15 protein-coding genes are annotated in these 14,536 nt (G+C 67.8%); all 15 read left to right on the forward strand.

Features of this window, described 5'->3' with window-relative positions; all coding sequences use genetic code 11:
- The first annotated feature begins 23 nt into the window (after positions 1–23).
- The 15 genes from ftsH to C6Y44_RS02505 all read left to right on the forward strand — a co-directional run bounded on the left by ftsH (position 24) and on the right by C6Y44_RS02505 (position 14,291).
- Positions 24–2,579 (forward strand): ATP-dependent zinc metalloprotease FtsH, encoded by a 2,556-nt coding sequence (ftsH, locus tag C6Y44_RS02435; protein ID WP_192378620.1) that lies wholly within the window; start codon positions 24–26, stop codon positions 2,577–2,579.
- A gap of 50 nt (positions 2,580–2,629) precedes the next feature.
- Positions 2,630–3,316 carry a GTP cyclohydrolase I FolE gene (gene folE / locus C6Y44_RS02440; RefSeq protein ID WP_269072366.1) on the forward strand — a complete coding sequence of 229 codons (687 nt, stop codon included), beginning with the start codon at positions 2,630–2,632 and terminating at the stop codon, positions 3,314–3,316.
- A gap of 32 nt (positions 3,317–3,348) precedes the next feature.
- Complete coding sequence (folP, locus tag C6Y44_RS02445) at positions 3,349–4,170, forward strand: dihydropteroate synthase (protein ID WP_174247090.1); 822 nt, start codon at positions 3,349–3,351, stop codon at positions 4,168–4,170.
- Entirely contained in the window at positions 4,167–4,550 is a 384-nt protein-coding gene (gene folB / locus C6Y44_RS02450) for a dihydroneopterin aldolase (protein ID WP_159416842.1), read from the forward strand. Before folP ends, folB begins: the two co-directional genes overlap by 4 nt.
- On the forward strand, positions 4,547–5,071 hold the full coding sequence (gene folK, locus C6Y44_RS02455) for a 2-amino-4-hydroxy-6-hydroxymethyldihydropteridine diphosphokinase (protein ID WP_159416841.1): 525 nt from the start codon (positions 4,547–4,549) through the stop codon (positions 5,069–5,071). Before folB ends, folK begins: the two co-directional genes overlap by 4 nt.
- An 11-nt stretch (positions 5,072–5,082) precedes the next feature.
- Complete coding sequence (locus C6Y44_RS02460) at positions 5,083–5,559, forward strand: DUF3180 domain-containing protein (RefSeq protein ID WP_159416840.1); 477 nt, start codon at positions 5,083–5,085, stop codon at positions 5,557–5,559.
- 74 nt (positions 5,560–5,633) lie between these two features.
- Complete coding sequence (locus C6Y44_RS02465; protein ID WP_192378621.1) at positions 5,634–6,800, forward strand: DUF6779 domain-containing protein; 1,167 nt, start codon at positions 5,634–5,636, stop codon at positions 6,798–6,800.
- A gap of 159 nt (positions 6,801–6,959) precedes the next feature.
- Positions 6,960–7,895 carry a Rossmann-like and DUF2520 domain-containing protein gene (locus tag C6Y44_RS02470; protein ID WP_159416839.1) on the forward strand — a complete coding sequence of 312 codons (936 nt, stop codon included), beginning with the start codon at positions 6,960–6,962 and terminating at the stop codon, positions 7,893–7,895.
- Complete coding sequence (panC, locus tag C6Y44_RS02475; RefSeq protein ID WP_159416838.1) at positions 7,888–8,826, forward strand: pantoate--beta-alanine ligase; 939 nt, start codon at positions 7,888–7,890, stop codon at positions 8,824–8,826. Before C6Y44_RS02470 ends, panC begins: the two co-directional genes overlap by 8 nt.
- A 44-nt stretch (positions 8,827–8,870) precedes the next feature.
- The gene (gene panD, locus C6Y44_RS02480) at positions 8,871–9,308 is read left to right on the forward strand and encodes an aspartate 1-decarboxylase (RefSeq protein ID WP_060653532.1); all 438 of its coding nucleotides are present in this window, start codon (positions 8,871–8,873) and stop codon (positions 9,306–9,308) included.
- Positions 9,309–9,310: 2 nt separating this feature from the next.
- A complete protein-coding gene (locus tag C6Y44_RS02485) occupies positions 9,311–10,144 on the forward strand; it encodes a type III pantothenate kinase (protein WP_159416837.1) in 834 nt (277 codons plus the stop codon).
- Between the two features lie 93 nt (positions 10,145–10,237).
- Positions 10,238–10,690, forward strand: coding sequence for a rhodanese-like domain-containing protein (locus tag C6Y44_RS02490; protein ID WP_159416836.1), 453 nt, complete (start codon positions 10,238–10,240; stop codon positions 10,688–10,690).
- Positions 10,691–10,788: 98 nt separating this feature from the next.
- Complete coding sequence (gene lysS, locus C6Y44_RS02495; RefSeq protein WP_225623803.1) at positions 10,789–12,255, forward strand: lysine--tRNA ligase; 1,467 nt, start codon at positions 10,789–10,791, stop codon at positions 12,253–12,255.
- Positions 12,256–12,350: 95 nt separating this feature from the next.
- Positions 12,351–12,710: a histone-like nucleoid-structuring protein Lsr2 gene (locus tag C6Y44_RS02500; protein WP_006550504.1), complete on the forward strand. Its 360-nt coding sequence runs from the start codon at positions 12,351–12,353 to the stop codon at positions 12,708–12,710.
- A 150-nt stretch (positions 12,711–12,860) separates the two neighbouring features.
- A complete protein-coding gene (locus C6Y44_RS02505) occupies positions 12,861–14,291 on the forward strand; it encodes a phospholipase D-like domain-containing protein (RefSeq protein WP_159416834.1) in 1,431 nt (476 codons plus the stop codon).
- Positions 14,292–14,536 lie beyond the last annotated feature (245 nt).

The raw sequence follows: 14,536 nt of genomic DNA on the forward strand, positions 1-14,536 counted from the left end.
CCGGCCGCTCGGGCCGAACCTGTATGAACCGCAAGACAGTGTTCCGTAATCTGGCGATCGTCGCCGGCATTCTGCTGGTGATCTACGCCTTCAGTTACTTCGGCGACGACACGCGCGGTTTCACTCAGGTGGACACGTCCGTCGCGGTGGCTCAACTCGAATCGCAGAACGTCAGTGAAGCCCGCATCGACGACCGCGAGCAGCAGGTGCGCTTGTGGCTCGAGAACGGCAACGACGCGACCGAGGGCAGCACCGAGATCATCGCGAAGTACCCCGCGTCGGCCTCCGAGCAGATCTTCGACCTCGTCGCCGCGTCGGGCGCGGAGAAGTACGACACGAACGTCACCCAGGAGAGCTGGCTGACGTCGATCCTTCTGTTCGTCCTGCCGATGATCATCCTGCTCGGCGTGTTCTTCTTCGTGATGAGCCGCATGCAGGGCGGTGGCCGCGGCGGCATGATGGGCTTCGGCAAGTCGAAGGCCAAGCAGCTGTCGAAGGACATGCCCAAGACGACCTTCGCCGATGTCGCCGGCGCCAACGAGGCCGTCGAGGAGCTCTACGAGATCAAGGACTTCCTGCAGAACCCGGCGCGCTACCAGGCACTCGGCGCGAAGATCCCCAAGGGCGTGCTGCTCTACGGCCCTCCCGGCACCGGTAAGACCCTCCTCGCACGCGCCGTCGCCGGCGAGGCGGGCGTCCCGTTCTTCACGATCTCCGGTTCGGACTTCGTCGAGATGTTCGTCGGTGTCGGCGCCTCCCGCGTGCGCGACCTGTTCGAGCAGGCCAAGCAGAACGCCCCCTGCATCATCTTCGTCGACGAGATCGACGCGGTCGGCCGCCAGCGCGGCGCCGGCCTCGGCGGTGGGCACGACGAGCGCGAGCAGACCCTCAACCAGCTCCTCGTCGAGATGGACGGCTTCGGCGACCGCTCCGGCATCATCGTGATGGCCGCGACGAACCGCCCCGACATCCTCGACCCGGCGCTGCTGCGTCCCGGCCGGTTCGACCGTCAGATCCCGGTCACGAACCCCGACCTCGCCGGTCGCCGGGCGATCCTCGCCGTGCACTCGAAGGGCAAGCCGATCGATCCCAATGCGGATCTCGGTGCGCTCGCCAAGCGCACGGTGGGCATGTCCGGCGCCGACCTCGCGAACGTCGTCAACGAGGCCGCCCTGCTCACCGCCCGTGAGAACGGCACGGTGATCACCGAGGCGATCCTCGAGGAATCGGTCGACCGCGTCATCGGCGGTCCCCGCCGCAAGAGCCGCATCATCAGCGAGCACGAGAAGAAGATCACGGCCTACCACGAGGGCGGTCACACCCTCGCCGCGTGGGCGATGCCCGACATCGAGCCCGTCTACAAGGTCACCATCCTCGCCCGCGGCCGCACCGGCGGTCACGCGATGACGGTGCCCGAGGACGACAAGGGCCTGATGACGCGTTCGGAGATGATCGCGCGCCTCGTCATGGCGATGGGTGGTCGTGCCGCGGAGGAGCTCGTCTTCCGCGAGCCCACCACCGGCGCCTCGTCCGACATCGACCTGGCCACGAAGATCGCGCGTGCGATGGTCACCGAGTACGGCATGAGCGCGAGGCTCGGCGCCGTCCGCTACGGCCAGGAACAGGGCGACCCCTTCCTCGGCCGGTCGATGGGGGTGCAGTCCGACTACTCGCACGAGGTGGCACGCGAGATCGACGAGGAGGTCCGCAACCTCATCGAGGCCGCGCACACCGAGGCGTGGGCGATCCTCAACGACTACCGCGACGCCCTCGACGTGCTGGCGGCCGAGCTGCTCGAGCACGAGACGCTGACCCGCAAGGACCTCGACCGGATCCTGGCCGACGTGAAGAAGCGTCCGCGGATCACGACCTTCAACGATTTCGGTGATCGGGTCCCGTCCGACAAGCCGCCGATCAAGACACCCGCCGAGCTCGCGGCCGAGCGTGGCGAGCCGTGGCCGCCGGAACCGCCGTCGCTGACGAAGCCGGCGCATCAGCATCCGCAGTATCCGGGCCAGGGCGAGGTGCCCGCTCCCGCCGGTTACCAGCCGGGCGCGCAGCCGCAGTACCAACCTGCGAACGGCTACCCCCAGCCACAGACGCAGGCACAGCCCCAACCGCAGTCGCAGCCGGTCCCGGCCTCCGAGCCGCTTCCGGGCTTCCAGCCGGCGGCTCCGTACCCGGGTGGTCCACGGCACGCGACGCGGCCCGACTACGGCGCTCCCGCCGGATGGTCGGCTCCCGGCTGGCCGCCGCGCGAGCAGACCCCGCAGGAACAGCAGGGGCACGGGCCGCAGGGCTCCGGACAACCGCAGGGTTACGGGTATCCGCAGGGACCTCAGGGTCAGAACCCCCAGAGCTACGGACAACCCAGCTACGGACAGGCCCAGGAAACGCAGAGTTTCGGGCGTCCGCAGGAGCCGCAGGACGCCGACCGTCCGTCGGACTCCGGCGACAACGGTGCGGGAGATGCGCACCGCGGGGAGAACCACGTGGGAGACTCGCAACCGCGCGATGGTTACGGCACTCCCGAGCCTCCTCCCACACAACGGTGGGAAGGCCCGGCCGGCCGGCACTGATCCGTGTCGGTGAGTCCGGTACCGGGCGCACATCGGGACCGTCGGTTCCGATGGAGACGAGTGAGCGAAGAGTGGAGGGCGAGCGGGTGTCGGTGAACCACCTGAAATCGGATACGGGTTCCGACCCGGAGGACGTGACGACCCACGAGTTGAGCGTGGACGCGGGACGTACGTTCGACCGGGCCCGAGCCGAAGCGGCCGTGCGCGAACTGCTGATCGCGGTGGGTGAGGATCCGGACCGCGAGGGTCTGCGCGACACCCCGTCCCGGGTGGCCCGCGCCTACCGTGAGGTGTTCGGGGGACTGTTCACGGACCCGGACGAGGTCCTCGACACGACCTTCGACGAAGGTCACCAGGAACTCGTCCTCGTGCGCGACATCCCGATGTACTCGACGTGCGAGCACCACCTCGTGTCGTTCCACGGGGTCGCCCACGTGGGCTACATCCCGGGCCCGACGGGACGCGTCACCGGCTTGTCGAAGCTGGCGCGTCTCGTGGACCTCTACGCCAAGCGCCCGCAGGTCCAGGAACGCCTCACCAGCCAGATCGCCGATGCCATGATGCGCAAGCTGCAGCCGCGCGGTGTGATCGTCGTGGTCGAGGCCGAGCACCTGTGTATGGCGATGCGCGGCATCCGCAAGCCCGGCGCCAGCACCACCACCTCCGCCGTGCGCGGGTTGTTCCAGACCAGTTCGGCGTCGCGTGCCGAGGCCCTGGATCTGATCCTGCGCCGGTGACCGTCTTCCCCGCAGAACAGTGGCCCGTCGTGATGGGCGTACTGAACGTCACCAGTGATTCCTTCTCCGACGGCGGTCGCTATCTGGACCGCGAGACCGCGATAGCCCGCGGCTTCGAGCTGCGCGAGCTCGGCGTCGACATCGTCGACGTGGGTGGCGAGTCCACCCGGCCGGGCGCGGTGCGCGTCGACCCGGAGGTCGAGGCGTCCCGGGTGGCGCCGGTCATCGCGGCCCTGTCGGAGGCGGGTATCCCCACAAGTGTCGACACGATGCGTGCCTCGGTCGCCGAGGCGGCGATCGAGGCCGGGGTGACGATGATCAACGACGTCTCGGGTGGGCGTGCCGACACCGACATGGCCGCGGTGGTCGCCGAGGCCGGGGTGCCGTGGATCCTCATGCACTGGCGTCCCCTCGGCGAATTCGTCCACGCGGGCGGTTCGACGCACTACGACGACGTCGTCCGCGATGTCCGCGACGAGCTGCTCACACAGGTCGACATCGCGGTGGCCGCAGGCGTGGACTCCGAGAAGATCGTGCTCGATCCCGGTCTGGGCTTCGTGAAGGAACCCGACCACAACTGGCAGTTGCTGCAGCGTCTGCCCGAGCTCACCGACCTGGGTTTCCCGGTGCTGATCGGGGCGTCCCGGAAGCGGTTCCTCGGGTCGCTGCTCGCGGCGCCCGACGGCACGGTCCGCCCGCCCGCGGGTCGCGAGGTCGCCACGGCGGTCGTCTCGGCGCTCGCCGCCACCCACGGCGCGTGGGGTGTACGCGTCCACGACGTGCAGGCATCCCGCGACGCGCTCGCGGTGGTGCGTGCCTGGCAGCGCGGCAGCGCGGAAGGAGTGCACGCGTGAGCGACCGCATCGAACTACGGGGACTGACGGTCCGCGGCAACCACGGCGTCTTCGAGCACGAGAAGCGGGACGGTCAGGACTTCGTCGTCGACATCGTCGTGTGGCTCGATCTCGCACCGGCCGCGGCGTCCGACGAACTCACCGACACCCTGCACTACGGCGAACTCGCCGAGCATGCTGCGGCGATCATCGCCGGTCCGGGTCGCGATCTCATCGAGACGGTCGCCGGTGAGATCGCCGACGAGGTACTCACCGACCCGCGTGTTGCCCGGGTGGAGGTCACGCTCCACAAGCCGTCGGCACCGATCCCGCTGACCTTCGGCGACGTCGCCGTGGTGATCGACCGCTCCCGCAGCGACGCGACGGGGAACGCCTCATGAGTCGTGCCGTGCTGTCCATCGGATCGAACATCGGCGACCGGCTCGCGCACCTGCGGTCGGTCGTCGACGCATTGGGCGAGCGCGCCGTCGCCGTCTCGGCGGTGTACTCGACGGCACCGTGGGGCGGGGTCGAGCAGGAGGACTTCCTCAACGCCGTCGTCGTCGCGGAGGACCCCGCGTTCGGTCCGCGCGACTGGCTGCGGTTCGGTCAGGAGCTCGAGGAGGCCGCAGAACGCGTCCGGATCCAGCGCTGGGGTCCGCGCAGCCTCGACGTCGACGTCGTGACCTGCGACAGCGGCGACGGTGAGGTGCGCAGCGACGACCCGGAACTGATCCTGCCGCATCCGCGCGCACACCAGCGGGCGTTCGTGCTCGTCCCGTGGCTCGACGTCGAACCCGGAGCGGTGCTCACCGCCGACGGCCGGCAGTTGAGGATCGGCGAGTGGCTGGGCGAACTCGACGCCGCTGAACGTGAGGGTGTGCACCGCACCGACCTGACGCTGACCGGGCCGACGGCCTAGGGGCGCAGCGAGTGCTGAAACAGACCCGAATCCGAGATCTGCTGGCACTGGCCGTGCTGGCAGCGATCGTCGCGTGGCTGCTCGTCCGCACGATGTACGGCTCGCTGCCGCCCATCCCCGTCTACGCGGGAGCCTCGCTGTATCCCGTTGCGATCATCGAAGTGGTCCTGGCATTCATGATCCGGTCGCGGGTCGGCAAGCACGAGATCGGTGAGGGCCCAGGCAGGCTGCATCCCATCACCGCGGCGCGTGCGGTCGCGCTCGCCAAAGCGTCCGCGTTGGTAGGTGCCGCGAGCGCCGGAGTGTGGGCCGGCTTCCTGCTGTATCTCGTGCCGCAGCGCGGAGTCGTGCAGGCCGCCACCGACGACACCTCGGGTGTGCTCGTCGGAGCCCTCGCCGGTATCGCATTGGCGGCGGCCGCACTGTGGCTCGAATACTGTTGCCGGACACCGGAAGATCCCGACGAACCGAACGAACCGGCGCTCTGACCTCGGATTTCGCGGTGGGGCAGGGCGTGTCGTCCGGCTCCGATCGGTGGACCCCTCCAAGTACCCTGATGGTCATGGCAACTTCGGCGCGACCAGACAGGAATCGCCGTCCGTGGCGCAGTACCGGCTCGATGATCGTGGCCGGTCTGCTCGCTCTGGCGATGATCGCCTCGCTGCTGTTGATCTTCAGTGAGAGCGTGCAGTTGCTGCGCGTCGCGGTGGTCGTCGCTCTGTGGGCCGCGACCGTCGGAGCCATCGCGATGAACAAGTACCGCCGCGAATCGGCGCTCGATCGGGCGAAGGCCGACGACCTGAAGACGGTCTACGAGCTGCAGTTGCAGAGGGAGATCGCGGCGCGACGCGAGTACGAGCTGAGCGTCGAGGAGAAGGTCCGCGCCGATCTGAAGCTCGACGCCGGTGAGATGGCGGCCCTGCGCACCGAACTGGCCACCCTGCGTCGCACGCTCGAGATGTTGTTCGACGGCCGGTTACCCGACGACGCCGTCGCCCTCGAAGGTCAGGCCGAGAAGCTGCGTGAGCTGAGCGAGGCGGCGCGGGTGTCCGCTCCGCGTCCGTCGGGGCCGGCCTTCGCGTCCCCCGACGACGAGCCGGTCACCGCGGAGACCGAATCGGTCGAGGCGGCCATGCGCGCGGCGACGGCGTCGGAGAAGACGCCCGGAAAGGGTGGCGTCGAAGAACCGCGAACCGAGAAACAGGCGAAGGACAAGGTTGCGACTGGGAAGACGGCGACCGGAAAGACGGCGACCGGAAAGACGGCGACCGGGAAGGGAACGGCCGAGAAGTCGACGGCGGGGAAGGCGACGGCTGCATCGGCGACCGCAGGACCGGACGTCGAGGACGCCGAGATCGAGGACGCGGAAGTCGAGGATCCGAAGGCCGTGGACCCAAAGACGGGGGACACGAAGACGGGGGACACGAAGGTCGCGAGCGCCGAGAAGACGGCGGACGGGATGTCCGAGCCGCAGAAGCCCGGCAAGCACGAGTCCGACTCCGACCCCGACCCGCAAACGGACGCAGACAAGGCCGAAGCGAAGACGAAGGGCGATGACCCCGCGGAAGGGAAGGACACCGCCGCGAAGGCCGATGGAGCTGCGGAAACGACCGAGGAGAACGACGAGGACGACGACGAGTCGTCCGGACGCCGCTCCCGGCGTCGTCGCGCCGACGGCGAGGGCCGGACGGTCGCCGAGATCCTCGCGTCGTTGTCCGCCGAGCGCTGATCGCGGGGCGCCCGCAAGGCAGGTCACGGCCACCCCACCTCGGTCGATGAGGCGCAGATCACTCGGCCCGACCGTGGCGAGCCCCGGAAAGCGCGCGCTATTGTCGAGCGGAACGTCCGGTACCCGCTGAGCGGGACTGGAACGAACGAGAGGACTCCCGTGAATTCCTTCGGGATCACCAACGCACCCGCGCCTGCGCGCCTGTCGGTAGGAATCGTGTCCGCCGGACGGGTCGGCACTGCACTCGGCGCAGCTTTCGAACGCGTCGGTCATGTCGTCGTGGCCTGCTCGGCCGTCTCCGACGTCTCGCGTCACCGTGCCGCCACCCGCCTGCCGGATTCGCAGATCCTGCCGGTCGACGAGGTTGCCGGCCGCTGCAATCTCCTTCTTCTCGCCGTTCCCGATACCGAACTGTCGTCCCTGGTCAAGGGCCTTGCAGCCACCGGTTCGGTCGCCGCCGGCACGATCGTCGTCCACGTCTCCGGTGCCCACGGCACCGCGATCCTCGAGCCGCTGACCGAGCAGGGCGCCGTGCCGCTCGCGATCCATCCCGCAATGACCTTCACCGGCCATGACGAGGACATCGACCGGCTCTCCTCCGCGTGCTTCGGCATCACGGCCGCCGACGAGATCGGCTACGCCATCGCGCAGTCTCTCGTCCTCGAGATCGGCGGCGAGCCGGTCCGCGTCCCCGAGTCCATGCGCACGACCTACCACGCCGCGCTCGCGCACGGCAGCAACCACTTGGTCACGCTGGTCGCCGACGCCGTCGAGGCGCTGCGCAGCGCCCTGCAGGGGGAGGAACTGCTCGGCCAGCAACTCGTCGACGACGCCCCCGGTGGAGTCGCCGAGCGGGTGTTGCAGCCGTTGCTCTCCGCGGCGCTCGACAACGTGCTGCGGCGCGGGCCCTCGGCCCTCACCGGGCCGGTCGCGCGCGGCGATGCCGACGCCGTGGCCGCGCACCTGCGTGCGCTCGAGGCCGTCGACCCGCAGATCGCCGCCGGGTACCGCGCGCTGTCGCTGCGATCGGCGCAACGGACCGGGTCGAAGCCGGAACTGATGGCAATTCTCGAAGGAGCTGAATACGGTGAGTGAAGCAGGACAGCGCGGATACGTGCGAGGTGAACTGAGCGTTCACCACGATCCCGCAGGCCTGACCAAGGTCACCCGGGCTCTGCGCGGCGTCGGCCGCACCGTCGCACTCGTGCCGACGATGGGTGCGCTGCACACCGGTCACCTCGAACTCGTGCGCCAGGCCAAGCTCACCGGTGCCGTTGTGGTCGTGTCGATCTTCGTCAACCCGCTGCAGTTCGGGAAGAACGAGGACCTCGACGCCTACCCACGCACTCTCGACGCCGACCTCGAATTGCTCCGCGAAGCGGGCGTCGAACTCGCCTTCGTGCCGACGGTCTCGGCGATGTACCCGCAGGGCCCGCGCACAACGATCCACCCGGGTCCGCTCGGGTCGGAGCTCGAAGGTGCTTCGCGCCCCGGCCATTTCGCGGGCATGCTGACGGTCGTCGCGAAGCTGTTCAACATCGTCGGTCCCAACACGGCGTTCTTCGGTGAGAAGGACTACCAGCAGCTCACCCTGATCCGTCAGATGGTCGCCGACCTGAATCTCGACATCCGCATCCTCGGCGTTCCCACCGTGCGCGAACAGGACGGGCTCGCACTGTCCTCCCGCAACCGCTATCTCGACCCCGAGCAGCGCGAGATCGCGACCACGCTGTCTGCGGCGCTCGTCGCCGGCGCACACGCCGCAGCAGGCGGATCCGAGGCGATCCTGTCCACGGCACGCGACGTGCTCGCGCAGAGCCCGCAGATCGAGGTGGACTATCTCGAGGTGCGCGGCGCCGATCTGGGGCCGGCACCCGAACGCGGCGACGGCCGACTGCTCGTCGCCGCACGGCTCGGCTCCACACGCCTCATCGACAACGTCGGGGTCGCCGTCGGCACCGGTTTCCTCGAACGAGCCACCGGCCCGGTGGATCCCGACGCCGAAGACAACCTGACGAACCGCTGACCCACCGATCGAATTCGGAAACGAGAAAGAAACCGAGGACGAGCATGTTCCGCACCATGATGAAGTCGAAGATCCACCGCGCCACGGTCACCCACGCGGATCTGCACTATGTCGGTTCGGTGACCGTCGACCAGGATTTGATGGACGCCGCGGATCTGCTCGAGGGCGAGCAGGTCTGCATCGTCGACATCGACAACGGCGCCCGGCTCGAGACGTACGTCATCGCCGGTGAGCGTGGATCGGGCGTCATCGGGATCAACGGTGCCGCAGCACGTCTCGTCAGCCCCGGCGATCTCGTCATCCTCATCGCCTACGGCGTGATGAACGAGCAGGAGTGCAAGGACTACAACCCGCGCGTGGTGTTCGTCGACGCCGACAACCGCCAGGTCGAGCTCGGCAACGATCCCGCCCACGCTCCCGAGGGCTCGGGCCTGATCACGCCGCGGATGCTGTCGACCCTCGACTCGCCGTCCCTGGTCTAGAGGTGCTCCTCACCGTCGACGTCCGCAACACCAATATCGTCCTGGGGGTGTTCGCGGGCAGCGGCTCGCACGCGCGGCTGCTGCGCGACTGGCGCGTCCGTACCGACCCCAGGATGACCGCCGATGAGATCGCCCTGCTGTTCCGCGGTCTGCTCGGCGAATCCGCCGAGCAGGTCACCGGGGTGGCGGCGCTGTCGACCGTGCCGTCGGTGCTGCGCGAGCTGCGCGTCATGCTCGACCGCTACTGGTCGTCGGTGCCGCACGTCGTGGTGGAGCCGGGGGTGCGCACGGGAGTGCCGCTGCTCGTGGACAACCCGAAGGAGGTCGGCGCCGACCGCATCGTCAACAGTCTGGCGGCCTACCACTTCTACGGATCCCCGTGCATCGTCGTGGATTTCGGGACGTCCACGTGCGTCGACGTCGTGTCGGGCAAGGGGGAGTTCCTCGGCGGGTCCATCGCTCCGGGTGTGGAGATCTCGATGGATGCGCTGGCGTCGCGGTCGGCGGCACTGCGGAAGGTCGAATTGCTCCGTCCCCGAGGTGTTCTGGGCAAGAACACCGTCGAGTGCATGCAGTCCGGGGCCGTCTTCGGGTTCGCCGGGATGGTCGACGGCATCGTGCGGCGGATCTGCGCCGAGGTGCCCGGTTTCGACGGTGACGACGTGGTCGTGATCGGCACCGGCGACAGTGCGCCGCTGATCATGCCGGAGTCGCGCACTCTCGAGCACCACGAGCCGGATCTGACCCTCGAGGGACTGCGTCTGGTGTACGAGCGGAATCAGGTGAGACGAGCGGCACGCGGAACTGCGGGTTCCGCTGAGCGCCATTCTGTGTAAAAATGTTCTTCGTGATCCGTTGCATGAGCACCCAGGAGTGTTGTCGAGGCTGACCGCCGCCTCGACCGATAACACATTCCTGGGAGTTTTCTCATGCGCGCTGCGCTTCTTTCCACCACTTCTGTTTCCACCGCTGCTCCGGTCGCCTTCCACCGGCTTGCCGTCGAGCGCACGTACCCCACCGAACTGTCCGCAGCGGTCGCCCGCGGAGCCGTCGTCGTCGACATCCGCTCGAACGCCGAACGTGCCGCTCAGGGAACACTTCCCGGTGCACTGGCCATCTCCGTCGATCTCGTCGCCGAGCGACTCGATCCGAGCGGCAAGGGCCGTCTCGCCCTCGCCGTCGACCGCGACGTCGAATGGATCCTCGTCTCGTCCGACGGCGTGAGCTCGCACGGTGTGGTCACCGAACTGCACGCGCAGGGTCTGCGCAGGGTCACCCACCTCGTCGGAGGCTACGACGCCATCCGCGCGGCCCGCCTGGTCGGCGCAGTCGCCGAGGCCCAGCACGTCGCGCAGGACGTGGCGCGGGTCACCGCTCACTGAAAGCGCGCATCTGCAGGAATAGTGACCTCGGGTGTCCGATAGTCTGGTTACCCGTGAGTGATGCCACCGTTCAGCAGCCCGACGACACCCCCGAGCAGATGCGGGTCCGCCGCGAGAAGCGCGAACGGCTCCTGGCACAGGGCTCGGACGCCTATCCCGTCGAGATCCCGCGTACCCATACGCTCGCGGAGATCCGCGCCGAGTATCCCGACCTCGAACCCGACACCGCCACCGGCACCGTCGTGGGCGTCGCCGGCCGCGTGATGTTCTCGCGCAACACCGGCAAGCTGTGCTTCGCGACGCTGCAGGAGGGCGACGGCACCCAGCTGCAGGTCATGCTCAGCCTCGCCGGCGTCGGCGAGGAGGCGCTCGCCGCCTGGAAGTCCGAGGTCGACCTCGGCGACATCGTGTTCGTGCACGGCGAGGTCATCAGCTCCCGGCGAGGTGAGCTCAGCGTCATGGCCGACTCGTGGACCATGGCGTCGAAGGCGCTGCGTCCGCTGCCGGTCGCGCACAAGGAGATGAACGAAGAGGCACGGGTGCGTCAGCGCTACGTCGACCTCATCGTGCGTCCCGAAGCGCGCCGCAACGCGCGCATGCGTGTCGCGGTGGTGCGCGAGCTACGCAACGCACTCGAGCGTCGTGGCTTCCTCGAGGTCGAGACGCCCATGCTGCAGACCCTGCACGGTGGCGCGGCGGCCCGTCCGTTCGTGACGCACTCGAACGCGCTCGACATCGATCTGTACCTGCGTATCGCGCCGGAGCTGTTCCTCAAGCGCTGTGTGGTCGGCGGTATCGAGAAGGTCTTCGAGATCAACCGCAATTTCCGTAACGAGGGTGCCGACTCGACGCACTCGCCGGAATTCTCGATGCTCGAAACGTACGAGGCGTACGGCACCTACGACGATTCGGCTCGGATGATCCGCGAGATCATCCAGGAGGTCGCGTTCGCGGTCTTCGGCAGCCATGTGGTGACGCTCGCCGACGGTACGGAATACGACCTCGGGGGTGAATGGAAAACCCTCGAAATGTATCCCTCGCTGTCCGAGGCGATCGGCGCGGACGTGACCCCCGACACGACGCTCGAGGAATTGACGGCTCTCGCGGATCGCGTCGGTCTGGAGATTCCCGAGGGTAAGGGCTGGGGCCACGGCAAGCTCGTCGAGGAACTCTGGGAGCACATGTGCGGCGACCAGCTGAACGAGCCGACCTTCGTGCGTGATTTCCCCGTCGAGACGTCGCCGCTGACCCGCGATCACCGCACCGTGCGCGGGGTCACCGAGAAATGGGATCTGTACGTCCGCGGTTTCGAACTCGCCACGGGTTACTCGGAACTCGTCGATCCGGTGATTCAGCGCGAGCGCTTCGTCGACCAGGCGCGCCTGGCCGCGGAAGGTGACGACGAGGCAATGGTCCTCGACGAGGATTTCCTCGCCGCGATGGAACAGGGAATGCCGCCGACCACCGGTACCGGAATGGGAATCGACCGTCTGCTGATGGCACTTACCGGTCTGGGAATCCGCGAAACAATCCTGTTCCCGATTGTCCGACCGAACACCCGTTAATCGGATTTCGCCGCTCCATATTGCGATGCGTTAATCGGCGGGTAGTGTGGTGCCCGTCCCGCGGGGGGAAGCGCATGCGAGAGGATTTACACCACATGGCGAAGAAAGTCACTGTCACCCTGATCGACGATGTGGATCAGGAATCGGCGGCGGACGAATCGGTGGAGTTCGGTCTCGACGGAGTGACGTACGAGATCGACCTTTCCGAGGACAATGCGGCACGGCTGCGCGAGCAGTTGGAATTCTGGATCGAACACGCTCGCAAGGTCGGCGGCCGTAAGCGGAGCAAGACCGCGGCCGGAACTGCGCCGGCTGCGCGCAAGAGCGGATCCGGAAGTGCGGGTCGCGAGCAGACGGCCGCTATCCGTGAATGGGCACGGAACAACGATCTGCCGGTTTCGGCGCGTGGCCGAATCTCTGCGGAGATCGTCGAGGCGTACAACAAGGCGCACTGACGACATCCTCGTCCGTGGGGCGTCGTCCATCCGTGGACGGCGCCCCGCAGTCGTCGGTGGACGGGTTCGGTTGCGACACAGTGGCGCCCGTCACACCACCCGATCGTGCGGTCGAGCCGGCACGATGCGGTCGGGGAGTAGCATCCGCTCATGGCCGAGACCGTGCTCGAACCTGGTTCCACCTGCTGGCGAATCGCGCGAGCGGAGAGGTTGACCTGCATAGTCGACGCGGCCGACTATTTCCGTCACGCCAAGTCGGCGATGCTCCGCGCGGAAAAGCGCATCATGCTGATCGGATGGGATTTCGACACCCGGATCAAGTTCGAACCCGACGGCGCGACTCTCGAGGGACCGAACAAACTCGGTGAATTCCTCGAATGGCTTCCCGAACGACGTCCCGATCTCGATATTTATCTCCTCAAGTGGAACATCGGTGCGTTCAGTGCCCTCGCGCGCGGAATGACGCCGGTGTTCGTGCTCGATTGGCTCACCGACCCACGCTTGCACTTCGAAATAGACGGGGCGCATCCCGTGGGCGCGGCGCATCATCAGAAAATTCTCGTCGTCGACGACAGCATCGCTTTCTGCGGCGGTATCGATATGACCGTCGACCGCTGGGACACCCCGGATCATCCCGACCGGAGCAAATACCGGCGCGAGCCGAGCGGTAAACGCTACGGGCCGTGGCACGACGTGACGACCGCTGTCGACGGTGATGCCGCGCGGGCCCTCGGCGACCAGGCCCGCGCCCGGTGGAAGGCGGCCACGGGGGAGGAAATCGAGCCCGTGCCGGAGCCGGAACCGATCTGGCCCGACGATCTCGAACCGACCCTCCGCGGTGTCGACGTGGGCATCGCTCGCACCCTGCCCACCTACGACGGGAAGGACGGCGTCCACGAGATCGAGGCGCTGTACCTGTCGGTGATCGAGAAGGCCCGGCACACCCTCTACCTCGAGAGTCAGTACCTGGCCTCGCGCAGGATCGCGGACGCGCTCGCCGAACGACTGCAGGAACCGGACGGCCCCGAGATCGTGGTGGTCATCCCGCGCAACGCCGAGGGCTGGCTCGAACGCAAGGCGATGGACGGTGCCCGGCGTGCCCTGCTGCACATGCTGTGGGAGGCCGACGTGCACGGCCGATTCGCCGCTTACTATCCCGTCACCGCCGGCGGTGAGCCGATCTACGTGCACGCGAAGGTCGTCGTGATGGACGAGACGCTGCTGCGGATCGGGTCGTCGAACCTGAACAATCGTTCGATGGGCTTCGACACCGAATGCGACCTGGCGATCGAAGCCGCCGAACCCGGGGACGCGGTCGGCCGCGCGGCCGTCGAGCTGCGCAACATCCTGGCGGCGGAACACCTCGACGTCGACCCCGAAGCGATCGCCGAGGCCACGAAGGACGGCGGCTCGCTCATCTCCACCATCGAACGGTTGCGTGGCCCGGGACGTTCGCTGCGGCCGTTCGAACCGGGTACGGTGTCGGACGAGGACAGTGTCCTCGCAGAAAGTGCTCTGGCCGATCCCGAACGCGCCTCGCGGAGCCTCGGACGCAGGATCGAGCGATTCTTCGCCCGTTGATCTTCCACTGCCGCTGTTCGCTTGTGGCGTACAGCTTGCGGAAACGTATCCGCCACGTGCAGCGTTAACTTCTGAAACCGGGTTTTCTCGCCGCCTTCCGAAGGGTAGAGGGAAAGCGAGTCGATACCACGACCACTAGAGTGTGGAGTGGGAGCTTGGAACCTCTGAAAGGTTCCGACGAACGACTCGAGTGCCGGAGCTTAAGAGCGGCAGCAGGGTGCGGGACGATCGGCGTACCGGACCGG

This window comes from Rhodococcus rhodochrous (assembly GCF_014854695.1).
In the GTDB taxonomy this organism is placed as follows: domain Bacteria; phylum Actinomycetota; class Actinomycetes; order Mycobacteriales; family Mycobacteriaceae; genus Rhodococcus.

Bases quoted from the DNA above. Each gene is read 5' to 3' on its own strand.
- C6Y44_RS02490 (WP_159416836.1), top strand. From the start codon at position 10,238: ATGCGCGCTGCGCTTCTTTCCACCACTTCTGTTTCCACCGCTGCTCCG.
- folE (WP_269072366.1), top strand. From the start codon at position 2,630: ATGGAGACGAGTGAGCGAAGAGTGGAGGGCGAGCGGGTGTCGGTGAAC.
- C6Y44_RS02505 (WP_159416834.1), top strand. From the start codon at position 12,861: ATGGCCGAGACCGTGCTCGAACCTGGTTCCACCTGCTGGCGAATCGCG.
- folP (WP_174247090.1), top strand. From the start codon at position 3,349: ATGGGCGTACTGAACGTCACCAGTGATTCCTTCTCCGACGGCGGTCGC.
- panD (WP_060653532.1), top strand. From the start codon at position 8,871: ATGTTCCGCACCATGATGAAGTCGAAGATCCACCGCGCCACGGTCACC.
- C6Y44_RS02465 (WP_192378621.1), top strand. From the start codon at position 5,634: ATGGCAACTTCGGCGCGACCAGACAGGAATCGCCGTCCGTGGCGCAGT.
- folK (WP_159416841.1), top strand. From the start codon at position 4,547: ATGAGTCGTGCCGTGCTGTCCATCGGATCGAACATCGGCGACCGGCTC.
- ftsH (WP_192378620.1), top strand. From the start codon at position 24: ATGAACCGCAAGACAGTGTTCCGTAATCTGGCGATCGTCGCCGGCATT.
- C6Y44_RS02500 (WP_006550504.1), top strand. From the start codon at position 12,351: ATGGCGAAGAAAGTCACTGTCACCCTGATCGACGATGTGGATCAGGAA.
- lysS (WP_225623803.1), top strand. From the start codon at position 10,789: ATGCGGGTCCGCCGCGAGAAGCGCGAACGGCTCCTGGCACAGGGCTCG.